A 22,172-nucleotide genomic window follows, 5' to 3' on the forward strand; every position below is an offset into this window, starting at 1 on the left:
CGTGAGCGCCATGGACAGCCCTGACGCCCTCGCCGAGCTTCGCGCCCTTGCCGCACGCGTGGAAACGCTGGTCGAGCGCTGCCAGCGCCTGTCCGACGAGAACCGCAGCCTGCGCCAGCAGCAGGAACACCTGATCGGCGAGCGCTCGCAGTTGCTGACCAAGAACGAACAGGCGCGTTCGCGCGTGGAAGCGATGATCGCCCGGCTGAAGTCCCTGGAGCAGCACACGTGAGCGAGCCGGTCAGCGTCCGCATCCTCGACCGCGAATACACCGTCGGCGTCGAGGCCGAAGAACGCGACGGCCTGCTCGCCGCCGCACGCCTGCTCGACGCGAAGATGCGCGAGGTGCGCGGCAGCAACCGCATGGCCGCGGTGGACCGCGTCGCCGTCCTCGCGGCACTGAACTTGGCGCACGAGTTGCAGCAACTGCGCGACGAACAGGTCAAGCACGAACGCGAGATGGCGCGCACACTCGCCGATCTCAATCGGCGCCTGGACAGCGTGGTCGATACGACGCGCTGATCCGCACGTGGCGCTGCGATCATCAACGTGAATTGCAACGTACCGAACGACCGACGAACGGACTAGCCAAGCGCGATCACGGCGCTATACTCCACTTGCGTTCTCTGCTGTGAACGACAGCGTGTGCAAACATTCGCCTTGTCCCTTAATGACGACCACGGGGTGGCGACGGAATCGGGAGTGCAGGTCCGCCTCGTAGCGGGAAGCCCGATGATTCTCCAGCCATCCCACTTGAACCCCGGGTTCAAGGTCGTTTCGCACGCATCGTCACGGCGGAGAATGCAATTTTTCCAGGGAGCGGCGCCGCAAGGCGCCGTTTCCTTTTGTGCGTCCCCAACGTGCGCCTTCACCACGCCGTCGCCGCCGGCGCATTGCAGGTGCCACGCGTTCTCGCACCGACCGAAACCCGGGATACTGGTCTCCCCATCACGGAGATCCCGGATTGCCGACGCTCGCCCAGATCCTCGACCGCTTCGACCCCGCCGCGGGATTCGACGTCCCCGCCAGTTGGAGACAAGGCCGCACCGCCTTCGGCGGCCTGTCCGCGGCGCTGGCGCTGCAGGCCGCGCTGCGCACGGCGCCGTCCGCGTTGCCGCCGCTGAAGTCGGCGCACATCGGCTTCGTCGGTCCGGCCGACGGCAGCCTGCGCTTCGATGCGCAGGTGCTGCGCCAGGGCAAGTCCGCCACCTCCGTGGGCGTCGATTGTCTGGCCGACGGGCAGGTCGCCCTGCGCGCGGCCTTGCTGTTCGCGCAGCCGCGCGCCAGCCGCATCGCCCACGACTTCCTGCCGGCACGGCCGGCGGTGGTCGGTCCCGACGAAGCGACGCCGATCGCCGACAGCGCGGCGACGCCGGCCTTCGTCGCCAACTTCGACATGCGCCTGGCCGGCGGCGCGCTGCCGCTGTCCGCCGCGGCCGATCCGGAGTTGCTGGTCTGGGCGCGCCATCGCGACGCCGCCGGCGTGGACCCAAGCGTGGCTCTGGTCGCGCTGGGCGACTGCCTGCCGCCGGCCGCGATGACCTGCTTCACCGCACCCGCACCGGTCAGCTCGATGACCTGGACCCTGGACTTCCCGCAGCCGGCCAGCGCCGGCGACTGGTTCCTGCTGCGCTCGGCCAGCCTGCATGCCGAGGACGGCTACTCGCTGCAGGACATGCAGATCTGGGACAGCGCCGGGCGGCTGGTGCTGTGGGGCCGGCAGACGGTGGCGCTCTACGCGTGATCGCGGCAGCGGCGCGCGCCTGCTGGTCAGTGCGCGCGCCGACGCCGACAATAGCGCCCTCTCTCGCCACCGCTGCCAGATGACCGCCGACGACCGCGACTCCCTGCGCCAGGACCTGCGCGCGCGCCGCCGCGCGCTCACCGCGCCCGTGCGCCTGGCCGCCGCCGATGCCTTGGCACAGCGACTGCTGGACCTGCCGTTCGCGCCGCAGCACGGCCATGTCGGCGGCTACTGGGCGATGGACGGGGAGATCGCCCTGCACCGCTGGCAACTGTCGCTGCCGGAGGCGGTGCAGTACTGCCTGCCTATGCTCAGCGGCGACACCCTGCGCTTCGCGCCGTGGCGCCCCGGGCAACCGCTGCGCGCCAACCGCTACGGCATTCCCGAGCCCGACGTCGACCCGACCACGACCCTGGCGCCGGCGCAGATGGCGCTGGTGGTGACGCCACTGGTCGGCTTCGACACTGCCGGCGGCCGCCTGGGCATGGGAGGCGGCTGGTATGATCGCAGCTTCGCTTTCCGCCAGCGGCAGGCTCCGCCGCCCTGGCTGGTCGGGGCCGCCTTCGACGCGCAACAGGTCGCGGCTTTGCCGCTGGCGGCCTGGGACGTGGCGCTGGACGCGGTCTGCACCGAATCCCTCACCCTGTCGACCGCGCCCGATTCCCCCGCATGACCGCACGCACCCGCTATTGGCTGATGAAGTCCGAACCGGACGCCTTCTCGATCGACGACCTGCAGCGGGTCGGCACCGAACCCTGGAACGGCGTGCGCAACTACCAGGCGCGCAACTTCATGCGCGACGGCATGAAGGTCGGCGACGGCATCCTGTTCTACCACTCCAACTGCAAGGTGCCGGGCATCGTCGGCGTGGCGCGCGTGGCCAGCCAGGCCTATCCCGACGCCACCCAGTTCGACCCGTCCTCCGACTACCACGACCCCAAGGCCACCCAGGAGCAGCCGCGCTGGTACCTGGTGGACGTGGCGTTCGAACGCAAGCTGGCGCGCACCATCGCCCTGGACGAGATCAAGCAGCACGCCGATGCGCTGGGCGAGGGCTTCCCGCTGGTCGCCCGCGGCAACCGCCTGTCGGTGTTCCCGGTCAGCGCCGCGCAGTGGAAGCTGCTGCTTTCGCTCGAATAGCCGGGATTCGGGAGTGGGGATTGGGGATTCGCCCGGCCCCATCCGCCGACCCGCTTTTCACGAATCCCCAATCCCGAATCCCCACTCCCGAGCTCTCCAAATGTCAGAAGCCAAGCGTCTTGCCGCCGAGAAAGCCATCGACTACGTCCAGGACGGGATGATCGTCGGCGTCGGCACCGGTTCCACCGTCGCCTATTTCATCGACGCGCTCGGCCGCATCGGCCACCGCATCAAGGGCGCGGTGTCCAGTTCCGAGCAGAGCACCGCGCGCCTGCGCCAGCACGGCATCGAGGTGCTGGAGCTGAACCACACCGGCAACCTGTCGCTGTACGTGGACGGTGCCGACGAGTGCGATCCGAACAAGTGTCTGATCAAGGGCGGCGGCGCCGCGCTGACCCGCGAGAAGATCATCGCCGAGGCCAGCGAGCGCTTCATCTGCATCATCGACCCGAGCAAGCAGGTGCAGACCCTGGGCGCGTTCCCGCTGCCGATCGAAGTGATCCCGATGGCGCGCAGCCTGGTCGCCCGCGAGATCCTGGCGCGCACCGGCGGCCAGCCGGTCTGGCGCGACGGCGTGATCACCGACAACGGCAACGTGGTGCTGGACGTGCACCACCTGTCGATCACCGACCCGGTGGCGCTGGAGCGCGAACTGAACCAGATCCCGGGCGTGGTCTGCGTCGGCCTGTTCGCACGCCGCCCGGCCGACGTGGTGATCGTCGGTGGCGAGCCGCCGCGCGTCTTTTGACGCGCGCTGGCGCGCGCGCGGGATTGGGGATTCGTGATTGGGGATTCGTAAAAGCGAGAATCCTGGCTCTTGCGAATCCCCAATCCCGAATCCCCAATCCCCGCTCTTGACGCCACACGCACCATGCAACAAGGTGCGCGCTGTCCTCCCTGCCCTGGTCCGCCCATGTCCCTCTTCCGCGCGCTCTGCGTCCTTCTCCTGCTTGCCCTCAGCGGTTGCGCCAGCGCCGGTGGCGACCATTGGGTGGAACTGGGCGGACATCGCTACGAAGTGGAACTGGCGCAGAACGATGCGACGCGCGCGCGCGGGCTGATGTTCCGCGACCAGATGGAAGCCGACCACGGCATGCTGTTCATCCACGACCGCGAGGAACCGCAGGCGTACTGGATGAAGAACACCAAGATCCCGCTGGACATCCTGTACTTCGACAACCAGCGCAAGCTGGTGGCGCAGCAGCGCGACGTGCCGCCGTGCTCGGCCGGCGACGCCTGCCCGCCCTACCCGAGCAACGCGCCGGCGCGCTACGTGCTCGAACTCAACGCCGGCCAGGCCGAGCAGTTGAAGCTGCAGGACGGCACCGAACTGCGTTTCGGCCCGGGAATTCCGCAGGGCCACTGATCCGTCAACGGTGCCGGCGGCGTCGGGAAAAGGCCCCGCGACCACGGCGCTGAACCCGACACCGCTGTCGGGAACGGCCGGACTTGATCGGACCCGGCTTTGCCGCCAGTCTTGGGCCATGGCCGCCCCATTGACATTGCCGAGCTGGAATACCCTGGCCGCACTAGATGACGATGCCCTGCCGCTGCTGGCGACCGCCCTGCTGATCGCCCGCGACGAGTATCCGGAGCTGGACGCCACCCATTACGACACCCTGGCGCAGAGTCATGCCGACCACCTGCGGCACGAGGTGGCGATGATCGAGCAGTGGCCGCTGAAGATGGCGGCGATCAATCGCCACCTGTTCGAAGAACTGGGCTATAGCGGCAACCACGACGAGTATTACGACCCGCGCAACAGCTACATGAACCAGGTGTTCGAGCGGCGCCTGGGCAACCCGATCTCGCTGGCGCTGGTGCAGATGGACGTGGCGCGGCGCCTGGACATCCCGCTCGACGGCGTGTCCTTCCCGGGGCATTTCCTGGTGCGCCTGCCGGTGGACGACGGCCTGCTGGTGATGGACCCGTTCAACGGCGGGCGTCCGCTGGCGGTGGAGGAACTGCGCGAGCGCGCGCGGCCGCACATGGGCGGCGAAAGCCCGGACGACCGCGCGCTGCTGCAGATCCTGGACCCGGCGCCGCACCGCGCGATCCTCGCCCGGGTCCTGCGCAACCTGCATGGCCTATACGCCGAACGCGACGAGTGGGACCGCGCCGCACGCAGCGCCGACCGCGTGCTCAAGCTGATGCCGGACCAGCCCGAAGCCCTGCGCGACCGCGGCATGGCCTACCTGCAGATGGATTACGTCCCCGGCGCGCGCCGCGACTTGGGCCGCTATCTGCAATTGAACCCCGAAGCCTCCGACGCCTTGCCGATCCGCGAGCGCCTGGTGGAACTGAGCGCGCGCGCGCAGCGGATGCATTGACGCTGGGAATGGGGAGAGGGGAATCGGGAATGGGAAAAGCGCATGCCCTGAGGCTCAGAGGTTGCTGACCTGATCAAGCCGTCATGGATAACCGACCGAATCGATCATCGAACGTCGGCGGACATGCGGCTCTCCCGAGTATCGGCCTTGCGATCCGACAACCCGGCCTCGCGATGTCTGCCTGCCAGCCCTGAAACTGGCCGCCGCGTGAAGCCTACAAGGCACGGGAGTCGCTGTCCCACTCCCGATTCCCCATTCTCCAATCCCAGCCGTCAATCCATCTCCACCATCTCGAAATCGTCCTTGGTCACGCCGCAGTCCGGGCAGGTCCAGGTGTCGGGCACGTCGTCCCAGCGGGTGCCGGGGGCGATGCCTTCTTCCGGCAGGCCGTCGGCCTCGTTGTAGATGAACCCGCAGACGACGCACATCCAGGTGCGATAGGTGGTGGCGCTGGCGTCGCTCATTGGATAATCGCAGGTCACAGTCGGAACGGCATTGTCCCATCGCCGCCGACGCATCGGAAGGCTTGGCCATGAACGCATCCCCGGCGCCGCGCGGCGTGTACCTGATCACCCCCGACGAGGCCGACGGCGCGCATCTGCTGGCACGGGTGGCGCCGCTGCTGGACCAGGGCGTGACCTGGCTGCAATACCGCAACAAGCGCGCCGACGCGGCGCAACGGCGCGAGCAGGCCGCGGCGCTGCAAACGCTGTGCGCACAGGCCGGCGTGCCGCTGATCGTCAACGACGACGTCGCGCTGGCGCAGGCGGTGGGCGCGGCCGGCGTGCACCTGGGCGAGGACGACGGCGATCTGGCCGCCGCGCGCGCCGCGCTCGGGCCGCAGGCATTGATCGGCGCCTCCTGTTACGACGATCTGACCCTGGCCCGCAACGCCGCGGCGGCTGGCGCCAGCTATGTCGCCTTCGGCGCCTTCTTCCCCACCCGCAGCAAGGTCACCACGCGCCGCGCCACGCCCGACCTGCTGCGCGGTGCGGCAGCGCTGGGCCTGCCGCGCGTGGCGATCGGCGGCCTCACGCCGGACAACGCGCGGCCGCTGGTGGCGGCCGGCGCCGATCTGCTGGCGGTGATCAGCGGCGTGTTCGATGCGCCCGATCCGCGCGCGGCACTGGCCGCGTACCGCGCCTGTTTCGACTGAGGCAAGCGCTTCACCCCAACCCCTCTCCCTGTGGGAGAGGGGCTTAACGCTGTTCCTTCTCCCTGCGGGAGAAGGTGCCCCGAAGGGGCGGATGAGGGTACGAGCGCAGCCTCATGCACCCAAACACCGCGCGTCGCTCCGCGCCGGACCCTCACCCCAACCCCTCTCTCGACGGGAGAGGGGCTAGCGTTGTTCCTTATCCCTGTGGGAGAAGGTGCCCCGAAGGGGCGGATGAGGGTGCGAGCGCAGCCTCGTACACCCAAACATCGCGCGTCGCTCCGCGCCGGACCCTCACCCCAACCCCTCTCCCGGTGGGAGAGGGGCTTTGGCCTCTTCCTTCTTCCTCCGGGACCATGGCCCCCTTTTCGGGGGAAGGTGCCCCGCAGGAGCGGATGAGGGTACGTGCGCAGCCTCATGCACCCAAACATCGCGCGTCGCTGCGCGCCGGACCCTCACCCCAACCCCTCTCCCGATGGGAGAGGGGCTTTGGCCTCTTCCTTCTCCCTCCGGGACCATGGCCCCCTTTTCGGGGGAAGGTGCCCCGCAGGGGCGGCTGAGGGTACGGGCGCAGCCTCGTGCACCCAAAACATCGCGCGTCGCTGCGCGCCGGCCCCTCACCCCAACCCCTCTCCCGGTGGGAGAGGGGCTTGAAGCAAATCCACGGCGTGGCGCCGGCTGCGGCAGGATCGACGACATGGCGTACACCGGCGGCAGCCGCGACAATAGACGGCCTCGCTCCGCGCCCGGCCGGTCGGCCTGGCCAGCATCGCCAAGGATTTCCGCTCATGACCCATTCCCGCTCGCACGCCCTGTTCGCCCAAGCGCAGTCGCTGATTCCCGGCGGCGTCAATTCGCCGGTGCGCGCCTTCAAGTCGGTGGGCGGCGAGCCGTTCTTCGTGCAGCGCGCCGATGGCCCGTACCTGTACGACGTCGACGGCAACCACTACATCGACTACGTGGGCTCGTGGGGGCCGATGATCGCCGGGCACAACCATCCGGCGGTGCGTGAGGCGGTGCAGCGTGCGATCGGCGATGGGCTGTCGTTCGGCGCGCCATGCCCGGCCGAGGTGACGATGGCGCAGACCATCACCCGGCTGGTGCCGTCCTGCGAGATGGTGCGCATGGTCAACTCCGGCACCGAAGCCACGCTGTCGGCGGTGCGCCTGGCGCGCGGCGCCACCGGGCGCAACCGCATCGTCAAGTTCGAAGGCTGCTACCACGGCCACGGCGATTCGTTCCTGGTCAAGGCCGGCAGCGGCATGCTGACCCTGGGCGTGCCGACCTCGCCGGGCGTGCCGGCCGGCCTGAGCGAACTCACCGCCACCCTGGCCTACAACGACGCCGAGGGCGCCACTGCGCTGTTCGAGGAGATCGGCCACGAGATCGCCGCGGTCATCATCGAGCCCGTGGTCGGCAACGCCAACTGCATCCCGCCGCGTCCGGGCTATCTGCAGCACCTGCGCGACCTGTGCACGCAGCACGGCGCGCTGCTGATCTTCGACGAGGTGATGACCGGGTTCCGCGTCGCCCTGGGCGGCGCGCAGGCGCACTACGGAGTCACGCCGGACCTGACCACCTTCGGCAAGATCATCGGTGGCGGCATGCCGGTGGGCGCCTATGGCGGGCGCGCCGACCTGATGCGGCAGGTGGCGCCGTCCGGGCCGATCTACCAGGCCGGCACGCTCAGCGGCAATCCGGTGGCGATGGCCGCCGGGCTGGCGATGCTGGAACTGATCCAGGAACCGGGCTTCCACCAGCGCCTGGACGCGGCCACCGCGCAGCTGTGCGCCGGCCTGGAAGCCGCTGCGGCGGCGGCCGGCGTGGCGGTCACCACCAACCAGGTCGGCGCGATGTTCGGGCTGTTCTTCACCACCGAGAAGGTGGAGACCTATGCGCAGGCCACTGCCTGCGACACCGCCGCGTTCAACCGCTTCTTCCACGCGATGCTGGAGCGCGGTGTGTTCCTGGCACCGTCGGCCTACGAGGCCGGCTTCGTCTCCAGTGCGCACGACCAGGACGTGCTGGAGGCCACCCTGGCCGCGGCGCGCGAGGCGTTCGCGGTGGTCGCCGCCGGCTGAGATGCCGGTGCCACGACCCTGGCATGACGACAACGCGCGGCGCCGATGGCCGGCGCCGCGCCGCTGCGCTGGATCAGCCGAACACGAACTTGCCCTTCATCACCGCCCAGTGTCCCGGGAACGAGCAGAAGAAGGTGTAGTCCCCGCCCTTGCTGAGCTTGGCGGTGGAGAACTTGACCGTGTCCGACTGCCCGGCGCCGATCACCTTGGTGTGGGCGATGATCCGCGGATCGTTCTTGGGCAGGTAGTTGTCGGCCAGGCTGGAACTGGTGCCGGCATTGGCCACCGCCTGGAAATCCGGGGTCTTGGTCAGCACCCAGTTGTGGCCCATCACCGCGGCGGCGAGCTTGCCGCTGTGCTTGAGCGTCACCGCCACCTCGGTGCAATCGGCCGCGACCTTGATCTGGGTCTGGTCGTAGGACATCTGGTCGGTGCCGGTGATGGTCACCGCGCAGGTCTTGGCCCAGGCGGCAGGCGCGAACGCGAGGCCGGCAAGGACGAGCAGCAGGGATGGAAGCTTGGTGTTCAAGGCGGGTTCCTCGGCAAGAAAGACAACACTGCGCCACGGCAGGTCGCGCGCGTGGCGGCGTGCCCCGACTGTCCGCCGGCCCGCGATGGCTTGTCAACGACAAGCGATGGCGCATTGCATCATCGGCACGCGCGGCGGCACGCGGCGGCGACCCCGCAGAGCGGCGTGAGCTTCGCTGCTCCCGCGCCACGCCAGCCGCCACTCACCCAGGTCTCCTCATGTCCGCAATGACCCGCGCGCGGCCGGCGTTGCTGCTGCTCGATTTCGACGGCGTGCTGGCGCGCTACACGCGTGCCGACCGCATCGCCGCGCTGGCCGCGCACTGCCGCTGCGAGGCCGCACAGGTGCGCGAGGTCCTGTTCGGTTCCGGATTGGAGACCGCCTACGACGGCGGCGAACTCGACACCGCCGCCTACCTGCAGCGATTGAGCGCGGGCCTGGGCGCCGCCGTGGACGCGGATGCGTGGATCGCCGCGCGGGTGGCGGCCAGCCGCGCCGACGCCGGTGTGGTCGCGCAGGTGCTGGCACTGGCCGAGCGCGTGGCCATCGGCGTGCTGACCAACAACGGTGCGCTGATGGCGCAGGCGATGCCGCAGATCGTGCCCGCGCTGTTCCCGCTGCTGCACGGGCGCGTGCTGTGCAGCGGCCGCCTGGGCGGGCGCAAGCCGGAGGCAACGGTATATCGGCACGCGCTGGCGCACTTCGATGTCGCCCCGCGGCAGGCGCTGTTCATCGACGACCTGTTCGTCAACGTGCGCGGCGCCCGCGCGATCGGCATGGCCGCGGAAACCGCCAGCGGCGCGCGCGCCCTGCGCCGCGCGCTGGCGCGGCACGGCCTGGGCTGAGTCGCCGACTCAGCGCGCGGCGAGGTAGGCGCGCAGCGCGCTGCGCAACCGCGCCAGGCCTTCGCCCAGTTCGGCATCGGTGAGGTTGAGCGCAGGCACGAAGCGCAGCACGTCCGGGCCCGCCTGCAGGGTCAGCAAACCGTGCGCGGCGGCGTGGTCGAGGATGGCGCCGGCCTGTCCGGCATGCGCCGGCGCCAGCACCGCACCCAGCATCAGCCCGCGGCCGCGAACCTGCGAGAACAACGCGAACTCGTCGTTGAGCGCCGCCAGGCCGGCACGCAGCGCCGCCGATTGCCGCGACACGTTGGCGGCGATCGCCGTCGAGGCCAGCTTGCGCAGCGCCACCCGCGCCACCGCCGCGGCCAGCGGGTTGCCGCCGAAGGTGGTGCCGTGCGCGCCGAACTGCATGGTCTCGGCGACCTTCGGCCCGGCCAGCAGCGCGCCGATCGGGAAGCCGCCGCCCAGCGCCTTGGCCAGGGTCACGATGTCGGGGACGACCTGGTCCTGCCAGTGCGCGAACAGGGTACCGGTGCGGCCCATGCCGCACTGGATCTCGTCCAGCACCAGCAGCGCGCCGTGGTGGTCGCACAGGGCCCGCACCTGCGCCAGGAAGCCCGGCGCCGCCGGCATCACCCCGCCCTCGCCCTGCACCGGCTCCAGCATCACCGCGGCCACGTCGCCGGCGGCCATCGCCGTTTCCAGCTGCACGATGTCGTTGAAGTCGACGTAGCGGAAACCGCCGGGCAGCGGCTCGTAGCCTTCCTGGTACTTGGGCTGCGCGGTGGCGGTCACCGCGGCCAGGGTGCGGCCATGGAAGCTGCCGCGGAAGGTGACGATCACCCGCCGCTGCGGCGGACGGCCCTGGGCGGTGGCCCACTTGCGCACCAGCTTGATCGCCGCCTCGTTGGCCTCGGCGCCGGAATTGCACAGGTAGGCCTTCTCCGCGAAGCGCGAGGCCACCACCAGTTCCTCGACCAGGCGCAGCGGCGGCTCGCTGTAGAACACGTTGCTGGTGTGCCACAGCTTGCCGGCCTGTTCGAGGAGCGCCGCCTGCAGGTCCGGATCGTTGTGGCCGAGCCCGCACACGGCGATGCCGGCGGACAGGTCGATGTAGTCGCGCCCCTCGCTGTCCCACACCCGCGCGCCCTGGCCGCGCTCCAGCACCAGTTGGCGCGGACGGTAGATCGGCAGCGCGTAGCGTTGGCCGAGGGCGATCAGCTCCGCGGCGGAAGAAGCGGTCATCGAGGCAGTCCTGCGGGGAAAACGCCGATTATAAGACCGCCGGCAGCGCACGGCCGGGGACTGCCGGCCGCCGCCTGGACCGACGGGGCGGCAGGCTGCTGTGCCACACCGCCGCCGCCCGCGCGCGTGCCGCAGCAACCCCACCACGCCGTTGCTCGACATGTGGGAGGGATTTCAGTCCCGACGCGTCAGCGCTACGGCGTCGGGGCGGAAGCCCCTCCCACAGGGGGCTCTCCAGCAGCCGCGTCGCATCCGATCAGGACGCCGCCTGCCGCGGCGCGCGCGCCCGCGACCGCAAGGCGGCTCGGGTAGCATGGGCGCATGCGATTTTTCCTCGATTCCCCGCTCGCCCCGGCGACCGAGCACGGCTGGCGGCGCCGCTGGTTCGACATCATCTATCGGCACGACACCACGCCTTCGCGCAACTTCGACCTGTTGCTGGTCGCGGCGATCCTGGCCAGCGTCGCGGTGATCCTGGTCGACAGCGTGCCGGCGCTGCACAGCCGTTACGCCGGCGCGCTGTACGTGCTGGAGTGGGGCTTCACCGTGCTGTTCACCGCCGAGTACGCCTTGCGCCTGGCCACGGTGCAGCGGCCGCTGCGCTATGCGCTGAGCTTCTGGGGCGTGATCGACCTGTTGTCGATCCTGCCCACCTACATCTCGTTTCTGCTGCCCGGCGCGCAGACGCTACTGGTGGTGCGCGTGCTGCGGGTGCTGCGGCTGTTCCGCATCCTCAAGCTGACCCGCTACGTCGAGGAAAGCAGCCTGCTGGTCGATGCGTTGTGGCGCAGCCGGCGCAAGGTGTTCGTGTTCCTGTTCACGGTGATCACACTGGTAGTGATCTTCGGCGCGTTGATGTACGTGGTCGAAGGCCCGGCCAACGGCTTCACCAGCATCCCCACCGCGATGTACTGGGCGGTGGTGACGATGGCCACGGTCGGCTTCGGCGACATCGCCCCGCTCACCCCGCTGGGCCGCGCCATCACCTCGGTGCTGATCCTGATCGGCTACAGCATCATCGCCGTGCCCACCGGCATCTACACCGCGGAACTGGCCAACAGCCTGCGCGATGCCGACCGCAGCCGCGCGCCGGATCGGCGCACCTGCGCGCACTGCGGCCTGCACGGCCACGACCGCAACGCCGGCTATTGCCGGGGCTGCGGCCAGGCGTTGCCCGAGACGGTGCCCTGAGCCCTTACCAGACGCCCGTGTTCGGCATCGACGCCCACGGCTCGGCCGGCGCCAGCGCCTCGCCCTTCTGCAGCAGCTCGATCGAGATCAGGTCCGGGCTGCGCACGAAGGCCATGCGCCCGTCGCGAGGCGGACGGTTGATGGTCACGCCGAGCGACTGCAGGTGCGCGCAGAGGGCGTAGATGTCGTCGACCTCGAAGGCCAGGTGGCCGAAGTTGCGGGCGCTGCCGTAGTCCTCGTCCGAGCCCCAGTTGTAGGTCAGTTCGACCTCGGCTTCCGGGTTCTCCGGCGCGCCGAAATACACCAGGGTGAACTTGCCGGCTTCGTTCTCGATGCGGCGGGTTTCGTGCAGGCCCAGACCTTCGGTGAAGAACGTGCTGGTCTTCTCCAGGTCGTGGACGCGGATCATGGCGTGCAGGTATTTCATCGTGACAACTCCGAGGGTGGGGGATGGGACGCGCGCCGTACCGCAATGGCGCGCGGAAAGGGCGCATAGGGTAGCGCCGGCGGCGTGCAGGCATGGCGACGCCGCAGCGGGACCGGTTCAGCGGAAATAGCAGGCCTTCAACGGCAGCGCCGCCGCGCCCACCGCGCTGGCATCGGCGGTGGCGGCGGCCGGCAGCAGCCGCGGCAACGGCCGCGCCTGGCCGCGGCGCGGCTGGTTGTCGATGCGCACGTGCGGAATCAGCCGCGTCGCCAGCTCGCGCGGCATGCGCCCGCCGAACACCACCGCCTGCGGATCGAAGATCGCCACGATCGCCGACACGATCAGCGACAGGCCCGGCGCCACCCGCGCGATCCAGCGCTCGATCGCGGGCCACGCCGGATCGTAGGCGGCCAGCAGCGCGCGGATGTCGGGCAGCGCGATGCCGTCCTCGGCCAGCAGTTGCCGCAACAGTTCCAGCGTGCCGCGCTCCAGCCCCTGCTGCGGCAGCATGCCGGCGAATTCGCCGGCGTTGCCGTGCGCGCCGCGCAGGCAGGTGCCGTCGATCACCACGCCACCGCCCAGGCCGTAATTGAAGTGCAGATAGGCGAAGTCGCGGTATTGGCGGCCGATGCCGAGCAGGCTCTCGCCCGCCGCCGCCACCGTGCCGTCGTTGTCCACCCACACCGGCAGGCCCAGCGCCTCGGCCAGCCAGTCGCCGATCGACAGCTCGCCCAGCGCGCGCAGCGGCTCGGGCGGATTCATGTGCACACCGTCCTCGACGAAGAAGCCGGTCATCGCCACCCCCGCGCCCAGGCGCGGACCCAGCCCGGCGCCGGCCGCCGCGGTCAGCGCCGCATCGGCCTCGCGCAGTTGCGCCAGCAGTGCGGCCGGCTCGGTCGAGCGCAGCGCATGTTCGGCGGTGCCGCGGATCTGCCCGCTGAAATCCAGCAATGCCAGCGACAGCGCATCCGTCGCGATCGCATAGCCGACGGTATGGCCGTAGCCGGGATTGAGCGCGATGCCCGCGCCCGGCTTGCCGCGGCCCGCGTGCGCCAGCGAGGCACCGATCGCGACTAGGCCGCGCTCGGCCAGCGCGTCGACCAGGCGCACCGCCGACTGCACGGTCAGCCCGGTGCTGCGGCTGAGATCGGCGCGGGTGGCGGTGCCGGCCAGGCGCAGGCGATCGAGCATGTGCCGCTCGTTGTCGCTGAGATCGGCGTGGATGGCGTGGCGGGACTCGGGAAGACGCGGCAGGGCGACGGCGACTGGAGCGGGCATGGGCGGCGGTGGCATCAAGACCCGGGCAGCATAGCCGCGCCGCGCGTGGTCATCGCGGCAGCGAACGCGATCGGATGGAACAGAGCGTTTTTGCAACGCGTCGCCGCGCGTAGCGATCATGGCCTCGCAACGCCCGCAACGCCCGCAACGCCCGCAACGCGCGGCCGCGGCACACCCGGCACCACGGCCACGCCGGGTCTCAGTCTAGGAACAGATCCGGCAGCATCGGCTGCGACGGATCCAGCGCGTAGCCGGACAGGTCGTGCACGCCCGCCTCGGCCAGCACCGCGTCGTCGATCAGGAACTGGCCATAGAAACCGGCCGCCGGCCGGGTCAGCACGGCGTGCGCGGCGTCGGCCATGATCTCCGGGCGGCGGCCGTTGCCGGCCTCGACGCCAGGGATCATGTTCAGCGCCTCGGTGGCGATCAACGTGCGCGGCCACAGCGCATTGACGGCAACGCCCTGCGGGCCGAACTCGCCGGCCAGGCCGAGGGTGACGAAGCTCATGCCCATCTTCGCCAGCGTGTAGCCGGTATGCGGCGCCCACCACTTCGGGTCCAGCGACGGCGGCGGCGCCAGGGTCAGGATGTGCGGGTTGGCGCTGCGCAGCAGGTGCGGCAGGCAGGCCTGCGCGCACAGGAAACTGCCGCGCGCGTTGACCTGCTGCATCAGGTCGAAGCGCTTCATCGGCGTCTCCAGCACACCGCGCAGCCAGATCGCGCTGGCGTTGTTGACCAGGATGTCGATGCCGCCGAAGGCCTCCACCGTCGCCGCCACCGTCGCACGCACCTGCTCCTCCTCGCGGATGTCGCACTTCAGCGCCAGCGCGCGCCCACCGGCCGCCTCCACCGCCGCCGCGGCGGTGTGGATGGTGCCGGGCAGCTTGGGATTGGGCACCGCCGATTTCGCCGCGATCGCCACATTGGCGCCATCGCGCGCCGCCCGCAGCGCGATCGCCAGCCCGATGCCGCGCGAGGCGCCGGTGATTAGGAGGGTTTTGCCTTTCAGGGTCATTTGAGTGGGAATGGGGAATAGAGAATCGGGAATGGGAAAAGCTTAGCGCCTTATCGCCGCGTGCCCGTCAGACCAGACGCACGCGGATTCCGTTTTTTCCATTCCCCATTCTCCATTCCCCAATCCCGGCCCCTCAGGGCTTCGGCCCCTGCCCCTCGTTGTCTTCCCACTTGAGCAGGCGCCGGGTGACGAAGCGGTACACCGGCTTGCCGCTGGCGAACCACAGTTCGCGCACCCAGGAATGGCGCTTGAGCAGGCGCCGCTCGACCGGGGTCAGCGCGTGCGCGCAGTACATGCGCTTGTGCTTGAGCAGATGGCGCAGGTCTTCACGCGCCAGCAGGCGCATCCAGCGCGAACGCGGCGCGCCGCGCACGGCCAGCTGGAAGTCGATCAGCGCCGGGCTGCCGTCGGCCAGCACCAGCCAGTTGGCCTCCTTGGCCAGGTCGTTGTGCGCCACCCCGCGCCGGTGCACCTGCTGCAGCAGGCGCCGCGCAGCGCGGAAATAGGCCAGGTCGCCGCGCGGCGGCCGCTGGTACATCGCCGCGCCGTCCAGATAACTGCGATCCAGGAAGGTGCCGTCCCAGCCGCGCAGCTGCGGCGTCGCCGCCATGCCGTTCAGCTGCCGCAAGGCGAGCGCCTCGCGCCGCGCCAGCCACCATGCGGGCAGCCGCAGCCACCACGGCGAGGCGGTGAGGTCGCGGCGGACGAAGCGCGCCTCGCCCTCGCCCAGCAGCAGGATGCGGCCGAAGCTGTCGGCCTTGAGGATCTGGACGGTGCGGGAAGCGGGGGCAGGCATCCGGCCAGTGTAGAGCGTGCGACGCGGTTTGACGGGTCTGCACGGTCGCCCGTCACTCCAGGCAGGCACCTGGTCCGGTGCTGCTCACCTGGGCGTCGTGCCAGGCGCCAGCGCACGCCGCGCGTGCGTGACGCCGCCGCCCTGCGAAGCGACGGCGTCACGCACCGGCCCCGGCGCGGCGGCGCTGCCATCCCCGGCACGGGACGGCGACAACGACGCGCCCGACGGCGGACCAGGTCTGCCGGGCGGCCCGGTTGCGCAAGGCCGGTCGCCCGACACGGCACCCCGGCGCTAACGGACCGTCATCGTGCTCCCTCTATACTTGCCCGATGAATGCCTCATGGACCGATGCCACGCTGGAGTGGATCGCAGCACACCCCATCCTGGCCGGCGCGGTCATCTTCGCCATCGCGTTCTGCGATGCGGTCATCATCCTCGGCACCCTGGTGCCGGCGCTGCCGCTGCTGTTCGCGATCGGCGTGCTGATCGGCCTGGGCCAGATCTCCGGCCCGTACGCGGTGGTCAGCGCCGCGCTCGGCGCGCTGATCGGCGATGCGCTCAGCTACTGGGTCGGCTATCGCTGGGGCCATCAGCTGCGCAACTACTGGCCGTTCAAGCGCTATCCGCAGTTGCTCGACCGCGGCGAGGCGATGTTCCGCCGCAATGCCTTCAAGAGCATCCTGGTGGCGCGCTATGTCGGTGCCATCCGTCCGTTCGTGCCGGCAGTGGCGGGCATGATGAAGATGCCGCTGCGGCGCTATCTGCTCCCAAGCAGCGTGGCCGCGGTGACCTGGTCGCTGCTGTTCCTGGGACCGGGCTGGCTGCTGGGCCAGGCCTACGACGCGGTGGCCGCGGTCGCCGGGCGCCTGTTCCTGGTGCTGGGCCTGCTGGCGCTGGCGCTAGGCCTGGTGTGGGCCATCGTGCTGTACGGCTACCGCTGGTCGGCCGGGCACATGGACGCACTGCTGGCGCGTGGCCTGGACTGGTCGCGCCGGCACCCGGTGCTGGGCCGCTACTCGATCGCGGTGTTCGACCCGCAGCGCCGCGAATCGGTGCCGCTGGCGATGCTGGCGGTGATGCTGCTGGCGCTGGGCTGGGGCTGGTTCGCGCTGCTGATGGTGGTGGTGGCGCACGGCGAGCCGCTGCGCCTGGACCTGGCCGTGCACGACCTGATGCTGGCCCTGCGCAACCCGCTGGCCGACTATCCGATGACCGCACTGGCCTCGCTCGGCGACTGGCAGGTGCTGCTGCCGCCGACCGCGCTGGGCCTGCTCTACCTGGCCTGGCGCCGACGCTGGATGGCCGCGGCGCACTGGCTGGCGGCGCTGGCGTTCGGCCTGGCCCTGACCAAGCTGCTCGGCACCACCGTGCACGTGGTACGGCCGCCGGCGGCCAGCAGCGGTTTCGGCTTCCCTTCGGTGGCGGTGACCATGGCCACCATCAGCTTCGGCTTCTTCGCGGTGCTGATCGCGCGCGAGTTGCCCGGGCGCTCGCGGGTGTGGCCGTACCTGCTGTCTGGCGCGGTGGTGACCCTGATCGGCTTCGCCCGCCTGTACCTGGGCGCGCACTGGCTCAGCGACGTGGTCGGCGGCATGCTGTTCGGCATCTTCTGGCTGCTGGTGCTGGGCATCGCCTACCGCCGCCGCTTCAACCGCGGGTTCTGGATGAAGCCGCTGGCCTGGCTGTTCTACGGCGGCTTCGCGATCGCCGCGCTGTGGTACGCGCCGCGCCAGCTGGAACGCAAGCTGGCCAAGTTCGAACCGCCGCCGCCGCAGGTCACGCAACTGGCGGACGCGGCCTGGTGGCAGCACGACTGGCGCACCCTGCCGTCGCGGCGCAACGAGTTCGACGACGACCAACGCTGGCCGTTGGACATCCAGGTGGCCGGGCCGCTGGCGCCGCTGCAGCGCCAGCTCGAAGCGGCAGGCTGGCGCGTGCAGCCGCAGGCCGGCTGGCAGCAGGCGCTGCAGTTGCTCGACTACAAGGCCACGCCGGCGCAGGTGCCGGTGCTGCCGGCGACGCTGGACACGCGGGTCGAATCGCTGCTGATGCTGCGCCCCGGTCCGAATCCGGACGAGCTGTACGCGCTGCGCCTGTGGCCGGCGCCGGCGCGCCTGCAGCCGGGCAACGTGCCGCTGTGGCTGGGCAGCGCGCAGAGCCTGCGCTACGAGCGCCACTTCAACCTGATCGGCCTGTGGCGACCGCTGCGCGGCGCAGATCCGGCGCTCAACGCCGTGACCGAGGCGCTGCACGCGCTGCCCACGCGCAAGGACATGCACCGCCGCAGCGAAATCCCGGTGCTGCTGGTACGCAGCGAAGGCGAAGCGCCGCCGTCGCCCTGAGCGGCGGCGGCGTTACGCCTCAACCCCTCTCGAACCGATCGGTGCCACACCGGCGCTGCGCTGCTCTGCAGGCGCCGGCGGCGGGCGATGGCGGCTACTTCACCTCGACCCGGATCGAACGCGAGTCGGTGGCACGGCCCTCCCAATGCCGCGAGTAGACGAGTTCGATCGCGCCGCTGCCGTGATCGGTGGCCTTGAAGGTGTAGGTAACAGTGCTGGGGCAACCCATGCGACCGGTGGCGCAGGCCGTGCCGGGTGCATGCTCGATGTCGAGCAGCGCCAGCGGCGCGGGCAAGCTGCGCAAGGCCCAGGCGCTGCCGGTCGACCCGTTTTCGGAGAGGGTGACCGCGAACAGTTGCCCGCGCTGCAGCGCGAACGGCTTCATCGACGGCGCCAGGCAGGTCTTGGGCGACACCTGATCGGCATTGCCGGTGACCAGGGCGATGGAACCGCGCGGGCAGTCGGCCTGGCCGGCTGCGGCTGCGGGCGCGGGGACCGTCTCGGCGGCGATGGCGGGCAGGCTCGGACCGCCGCCGGCGGACAGCAACAACAGCAGGAAGGAACGCCTCATACGAAGTCCTCGATCGTGCGTGGATAGGACGTCAGGCCGCCAGGGCGGGATGCCGTTGCCGGCGGCCGGGCGCGGCCGCCGATCGCTGCCAAGCGTGGCCCGCGCCTGCTAGCGGCGCGCTGAATGCCGGCTGCGGCGCGCACGTGGCCCGCCTGTGGCATGACCCATCGAGAACAACGCGCGGCGATCGTGGCGATGATGGCGCAGCGCCGCACGGATGCCGGCCGCCGCGCTCCACGTCAGGCCAGGACGGCGACACCGCCCTCGTCTGCCTCGCTCAGGGAATCCAGGCCAGCAACTGGTCCAGCCGCGCGTGCGGGTCGTCTTCCTGCAGCAGCGACAGGCGCTGGCGCTCGTCCAGCGGCAGCAGTTCGGCCATGCGCCAGCCGACCCAGGCGGCCTGGTCGAGTTGGCGCGGGCCGGCCAGCGGATACACCGCGGCGGCCTGGTCGAGGATGCTGTCGAGCACGGTCGCCAACAGCGCATGCTGCGGACGCAGCTCGTCGTCGCCATCGGCCTCGCGCCATTCCACGTCGCCGACCACCAGGCCGTTGTCGCGGACCCGGCTGCGCAGCACATGGAAGCGCCGCGCGCCGCGCAGGCTCAGCACCAGCACGCCATCGGCGCCGACATCGAAATCGACGATGCGCGCCTCGGTGCCGAACGCCGCCGGCACCGCCGGGGCGCCGGTCTCGCTGCCGTCCAGGATCAGGCAGACGCCGAAGCCGCTGTCGGTACGCCCGCATTCGCGGACCAGATCCAGGTAGCGGCGCTCGAACACCCGCAGCTTGATCGAGGCGCCGGGCAGCAGCACCGCGTGCAGCGGGAACAGCGGCAGCGTGCTCCGCTGCGGACTCACGCGCCGGCTCCGCCGTGCCCGGCAGCGCTCATTGCAGCGCGGCCAGGAAGCGGCGCGGTGCGCCGTCGAAGCCGCCGTTGGACATGAACACCACATGGTCGCCGGCGCGCGCCTGCGCCTGCAGCGCGGCCAGCAGGGCATCCACGTCGGCCGCCGCGCAGGCATCGCCGCGCACCGCGGCGATCACCTTGCCCGCGTCCCAGGCCAGTTCCGGCCGCTGCAGGAACACCACCGCGTCGGCGGCCTCCAGCGACGGCGCCAGCGCCTCGGCATGCGCGCCCAGCCGCATCGAATTGCTGCGCGGCTCCATCGCCACCACGATGCGCGCGGCGCCGACCTTGGCGCGCAGGCCTTCGAGCGTGGTGCGGATGGCGGTGGGATGGTGGGCGAAGTCGTCGTACACGGTGATGCCCTGCGCCTGGCCGAGCACTTCCAGGCGCCGCTTGACGCTGCGGAAGCGCGCCAGCGCCGGCATCACCTGCGCCGGCGCCACGCCCACCGCATGGGCGGCGGCCAGCGCGGCCAGCGCGTTCATCACGTTGTGGCGGCCGAGCAGCGGCCATTCCACCTCGCCCAGTTCGCGGCCCTGGTGCAGCACCGCGAAGCGGCTGCCGTCGGCGGCGATCAGGCGCGCGCTCCAGTCGAAGCCGGGATCGAAGCCGAAGCGCTCGACCGGGGTCCAGCAGCCCATCGCCAGCACCTCGCGCAGGTGCGCGTCCTCGCCGTTGACGATCAGCCGGCCGCGGCGCGGCACGGTCCGCACCAGATGGTGGAACTGGCGCTGGATCGCGGCGACGTCGGGGAAGATGTCGGCGTGGTCGTACTCGAGGTTGTTGAGGATCGCCACCAGCGGCCGGTAGTGCACGAACTTGCTGCGCTTGTCGAAGAACGCGGTGTCGTACTCATCGGCCTCGACGACGAACAGCGGCCGCTCCGCCAGCTCGGCCCCCTGCTCCCCTTCTCCCCCCGGGAGACACTGGCGCGCAGCGCCGGATGAGGGTTGGGCGACCGGCAACCCCAGCCGCGCGGACACGCCGAAATCCTCGGCCACCCCGCCAATCAGGAAGCCCGGTTCGCGCCCCGCCGCCTGCAGCAGCCAGGTCAGGATGCTGGTGGTGGTGGTCTTGCCGTGGGTGCCGGCCACCGCCAGGGTGTCGCGTCCCGGCAGCACCTGCTCGCTCAACCATTGCGCACCCGAGGTGTAGGCGCGCCCGGCGTCGAGCACCGCCTCCACCGCCGCGTTGCCGCGCGACAGCGCGTTGCCGACGATCACCTGGTCGCAGTCCGCGGCGATGTGCTCGGGCAGGTAGCCCTGCTTCAGCGCGATGCCCAGGTGTTCCAGTTGTGTGGACATCGGCGGGTAGATCGCCTGGTCGCTGCCTTCGACCGCATGGCCGAGTTCGCGCGCCAGCGCGGCGACACCGCCCATGAACGTACCGGCGATGCCGAGAATATGGATCTTGCTCATGGCCCGATTGTCGCCGATCCCCCGGCGCACGCAAACCGGCGCAGGTGCGGCCGTTGGCCGTGGCAGGCAGGCCGTGGGACCGATCCGGGGCAATCGTGGCGCGGCGCCGTCAAGTAGGGAATCCCCCACATCCGCTGAGGAAAGTCCCCGATAGGCAAGTCGGGAGCCGACGCCGAGAATGAACGGGCCAGCCTCGACACCCTGTGGTTCTACTCCCCAAGAGACCATCCCCAAGGGAGCTCATGTCGTGGGGCTCTGAGCAAGCCCGTTCGCTGGCACCTTCTTTCCCCGATCCCTGCCCTCCATTGGCAGGCGGGATGCGCGCCCACGGTGGCCACTCGCTGTGCGCAGCGCAGCAGGACATGTCCTTACGTCGCTTTACCGCCGCAGGAGCGGTTTCAGCCGCGGCGTGCCTTACCGGGTATGCGTGTCGGGAAACCGCTCGTACGGGCGGGCGTTGCGCGTGGTGACGGGAGGCGCACCGCCACCGGTACGGCGCCGTCTGCACGACCGGCACCCGCGGCGGGCGCCGGCGTGCCGTGCCGCCTCAGCGGCCGATCGCCGCCAGGATGCGGGCGAGCACCTCGTCCAGCGAGCCGACGCCATCGACCCGCGCCAGCGTGCCGCGCTTGTCGTAGAAGCCGATCACCGGCGCGGTCGAATCGGTGTAGACCTGCAGGCGCTTGCGCACCGACTCGGGATTGTCGTCCTCGCGGCCTTCGGCCTTGGCGCGGCCGGCGATGCGCTCGACCAGCAGTTCGTTGGCCACGTCCAGCTGCACCACCGCGTCCAGCGGCTGGCCGAGCTTGGCCAGCAGTTCGTCCAGCGCGCCGGCCTGGGCCAGGTTGCGCGGGTAGCCGTCGAGGATGAAGCCGTTGCGCACGTCGTCGCGGCCGAGGCGCGATTCGAGCATGCCGAGCAGGATGTCGTCGGAGACCAGGTCGCCGCGCGCCATCACTTCCTTGGCCTGCACGCCCAGCGGGGTGCCGGCGGCGACTTCGGCGCGCAGCAGATCGCCGGTGGAAATGTGCGGGATCTGCAGCTTGTCCTTTAGGCGGGCCGCCTGCGTGCCCTTGCCCGATCCGGGCGGTCCCAACAGAACCAATCGCATCAACCTGACTCCTCGAGGAAAGTACCGTGCGCGGCCGGCGGCGTTAGACT

The 22,172-nt window shown here is 70.6% G+C and carries 24 protein-coding genes and 1 other RNA gene; 14 read left to right on the forward strand and 11 right to left on the reverse strand.

The features are described from left to right. Positions 1-10 precede the first annotated feature (10 nt). From SLW55_RS08450 to SLW55_RS08490, 9 genes are all read left to right on the forward strand, one after another. Positions 11-232, forward strand: coding sequence for a TIGR02449 family protein (locus SLW55_RS08450; RefSeq protein ID WP_017910437.1), 222 nt, complete (start codon positions 11-13; stop codon positions 230-232). Next, on the forward strand, positions 229-522 hold the full coding sequence (locus SLW55_RS08455; RefSeq protein WP_152235826.1) for a cell division protein ZapA: 294 nt from the start codon (positions 229-231) through the stop codon (positions 520-522). Before SLW55_RS08450 ends, SLW55_RS08455 begins: the two co-directional genes overlap by 4 nt. Before the next feature lie 98 nt (positions 523-620). After that, a non-coding RNA gene (gene ssrS / locus SLW55_RS08460) (6S RNA) lies at positions 621-805 on the forward strand. A gap of 159 nt (positions 806-964) precedes the next feature. Continuing rightward, positions 965-1,744 carry a thioesterase family protein gene (locus tag SLW55_RS08465; RefSeq protein WP_320744949.1) on the forward strand — a complete coding sequence of 260 codons (780 nt, stop codon included), beginning with the start codon at positions 965-967 and terminating at the stop codon, positions 1,742-1,744. 79 nt (positions 1,745-1,823) lie between these two features. Next, the gene (locus SLW55_RS08470; protein WP_320744950.1) at positions 1,824-2,417 is read left to right on the forward strand and encodes a 5-formyltetrahydrofolate cyclo-ligase; all 594 of its coding nucleotides are present in this window, start codon (positions 1,824-1,826) and stop codon (positions 2,415-2,417) included. Further along, positions 2,414-2,884, forward strand: coding sequence for an EVE domain-containing protein (locus SLW55_RS08475; RefSeq protein ID WP_017910441.1), 471 nt, complete (start codon positions 2,414-2,416; stop codon positions 2,882-2,884). The genes SLW55_RS08470 and SLW55_RS08475 overlap by 4 nt, the downstream gene beginning before the upstream one ends. A gap of 100 nt (positions 2,885-2,984) precedes the next feature. Further along, on the forward strand, positions 2,985-3,632 hold the full coding sequence (gene rpiA, locus SLW55_RS08480; protein ID WP_152240005.1) for a ribose-5-phosphate isomerase RpiA: 648 nt from the start codon (positions 2,985-2,987) through the stop codon (positions 3,630-3,632). Between the two features lie 165 nt (positions 3,633-3,797). After that, a complete protein-coding gene (locus SLW55_RS08485) occupies positions 3,798-4,250 on the forward strand; it encodes a DUF192 domain-containing protein (protein WP_152240006.1) in 453 nt (150 codons plus the stop codon). A gap of 118 nt (positions 4,251-4,368) precedes the next feature. Further along, complete coding sequence (locus tag SLW55_RS08490; RefSeq protein ID WP_152181006.1) at positions 4,369-5,214, forward strand: SirB1 family protein; 846 nt, start codon at positions 4,369-4,371, stop codon at positions 5,212-5,214. A 272-nt stretch (positions 5,215-5,486) separates the two neighbouring features. Here the strand turns inward: SLW55_RS08490 and SLW55_RS08495 are convergent, their stop codons facing one another. Further along, positions 5,487-5,732 carry a rubredoxin gene (locus SLW55_RS08495; protein ID WP_223875626.1) on the reverse strand — a complete coding sequence of 82 codons (246 nt, stop codon included), beginning with the start codon at positions 5,730-5,732 and terminating at the stop codon, positions 5,487-5,489. A gap of 14 nt (positions 5,733-5,746) precedes the next feature. Here SLW55_RS08495 and thiE point away from each other — a divergent pair, with 14 nt between their 5' ends. Together thiE and hemL are read left to right on the forward strand one after the other, a co-directional pair. Next, positions 5,747-6,370, forward strand: coding sequence for a thiamine phosphate synthase (thiE, locus tag SLW55_RS08500; protein WP_320744951.1), 624 nt, complete (start codon positions 5,747-5,749; stop codon positions 6,368-6,370). Between the two features lie 785 nt (positions 6,371-7,155). Further along, positions 7,156-8,448 (forward strand): glutamate-1-semialdehyde 2,1-aminomutase, encoded by a 1,293-nt coding sequence (gene hemL, locus SLW55_RS08505; protein WP_320744952.1) that lies wholly within the window; start codon positions 7,156-7,158, stop codon positions 8,446-8,448. A 73-nt stretch (positions 8,449-8,521) separates the two neighbouring features. On the opposite strand, the gene azu is transcribed toward hemL, so the two are convergent. Then, a complete protein-coding gene (azu, locus tag SLW55_RS08510) occupies positions 8,522-8,977 on the reverse strand; it encodes an azurin (RefSeq protein WP_152246108.1) in 456 nt (151 codons plus the stop codon). Positions 8,978-9,204: 227 nt separating this feature from the next. Here azu and SLW55_RS08515 point away from each other — a divergent pair, with 227 nt between their 5' ends. Then, on the forward strand, positions 9,205-9,822 hold the full coding sequence (locus tag SLW55_RS08515; protein ID WP_267122516.1) for an HAD-IA family hydrolase: 618 nt from the start codon (positions 9,205-9,207) through the stop codon (positions 9,820-9,822). A gap of 9 nt (positions 9,823-9,831) precedes the next feature. On the opposite strand, the gene SLW55_RS08520 is transcribed toward SLW55_RS08515, so the two are convergent. Beyond that, positions 9,832-11,064, reverse strand: coding sequence for an acetylornithine transaminase (locus tag SLW55_RS08520; RefSeq protein WP_043094856.1), 1,233 nt, complete (start codon positions 11,062-11,064; stop codon positions 9,832-9,834). Between the two features lie 321 nt (positions 11,065-11,385). Between SLW55_RS08520 and SLW55_RS08525 the strand changes: the two genes are divergently transcribed. Beyond that, a complete protein-coding gene (locus SLW55_RS08525; protein ID WP_017913432.1) occupies positions 11,386-12,255 on the forward strand; it encodes an ion transporter in 870 nt (289 codons plus the stop codon). A 4-nt stretch (positions 12,256-12,259) separates the two neighbouring features. On the opposite strand, the gene SLW55_RS08530 is transcribed toward SLW55_RS08525, so the two are convergent. The 4 genes from SLW55_RS08530 to SLW55_RS08545 form a co-directional block, all read right to left on the reverse strand. Then, the gene (locus tag SLW55_RS08530) at positions 12,260-12,682 is read right to left on the reverse strand and encodes a VOC family protein (protein WP_017910492.1); all 423 of its coding nucleotides are present in this window, start codon (positions 12,680-12,682) and stop codon (positions 12,260-12,262) included. Positions 12,683-12,799: 117 nt separating this feature from the next. Further along, positions 12,800-13,960: an ROK family transcriptional regulator gene (locus SLW55_RS08535; RefSeq protein ID WP_193312543.1), complete on the reverse strand. Its 1,161-nt coding sequence runs from the start codon at positions 13,958-13,960 to the stop codon at positions 12,800-12,802. A gap of 199 nt (positions 13,961-14,159) precedes the next feature. Next, a complete protein-coding gene (locus tag SLW55_RS08540) occupies positions 14,160-14,975 on the reverse strand; it encodes an NAD(P)-dependent oxidoreductase (RefSeq protein ID WP_295910214.1) in 816 nt (271 codons plus the stop codon). 133 nt (positions 14,976-15,108) lie between these two features. Beyond that, positions 15,109-15,771 carry a serine/threonine-protein kinase gene (locus tag SLW55_RS08545; RefSeq protein ID WP_017913428.1) on the reverse strand — a complete coding sequence of 221 codons (663 nt, stop codon included), beginning with the start codon at positions 15,769-15,771 and terminating at the stop codon, positions 15,109-15,111. A 329-nt stretch (positions 15,772-16,100) separates the two neighbouring features. On the opposite strand from SLW55_RS08545, the gene SLW55_RS08550 reads away from it, so the two are divergent. Beyond that, entirely contained in the window at positions 16,101-18,113 is a 2,013-nt protein-coding gene (locus SLW55_RS08550) for a bifunctional DedA family/phosphatase PAP2 family protein (protein ID WP_017910496.1), read from the forward strand. Between the two features lie 94 nt (positions 18,114-18,207). Here the strand turns inward: SLW55_RS08550 and SLW55_RS08555 are convergent, their stop codons facing one another. The 4 genes from SLW55_RS08555 to SLW55_RS08570 form a co-directional block, all read right to left on the reverse strand. Then, positions 18,208-18,684, reverse strand: coding sequence for a protease inhibitor I42 family protein (locus tag SLW55_RS08555; protein ID WP_295910212.1), 477 nt, complete (start codon positions 18,682-18,684; stop codon positions 18,208-18,210). A gap of 277 nt (positions 18,685-18,961) precedes the next feature. Further along, positions 18,962-19,543 (reverse strand): LON peptidase substrate-binding domain-containing protein, encoded by a 582-nt coding sequence (locus tag SLW55_RS08560; protein ID WP_295910211.1) that lies wholly within the window; start codon positions 19,541-19,543, stop codon positions 18,962-18,964. Positions 19,544-19,571: 28 nt separating this feature from the next. Next, the gene (gene mpl / locus SLW55_RS08565; protein ID WP_295910210.1) at positions 19,572-21,011 is read right to left on the reverse strand and encodes a UDP-N-acetylmuramate:L-alanyl-gamma-D-glutamyl-meso-diaminopimelate ligase; all 1,440 of its coding nucleotides are present in this window, start codon (positions 21,009-21,011) and stop codon (positions 19,572-19,574) included. 547 nt (positions 21,012-21,558) lie between these two features. Beyond that, positions 21,559-22,122 carry an adenylate kinase gene (locus SLW55_RS08570; RefSeq protein ID WP_010343370.1) on the reverse strand — a complete coding sequence of 188 codons (564 nt, stop codon included), beginning with the start codon at positions 22,120-22,122 and terminating at the stop codon, positions 21,559-21,561. Positions 22,123-22,172: the final 50 nt, after the last annotated feature.

The sequence above is a fragment of the Xanthomonas sp. LF06-19 genome, from assembly GCF_034105425.1.
GTDB classification, from domain to species: domain Bacteria; phylum Pseudomonadota; class Gammaproteobacteria; order Xanthomonadales; family Xanthomonadaceae; genus Xanthomonas_A; species Xanthomonas_A sontii.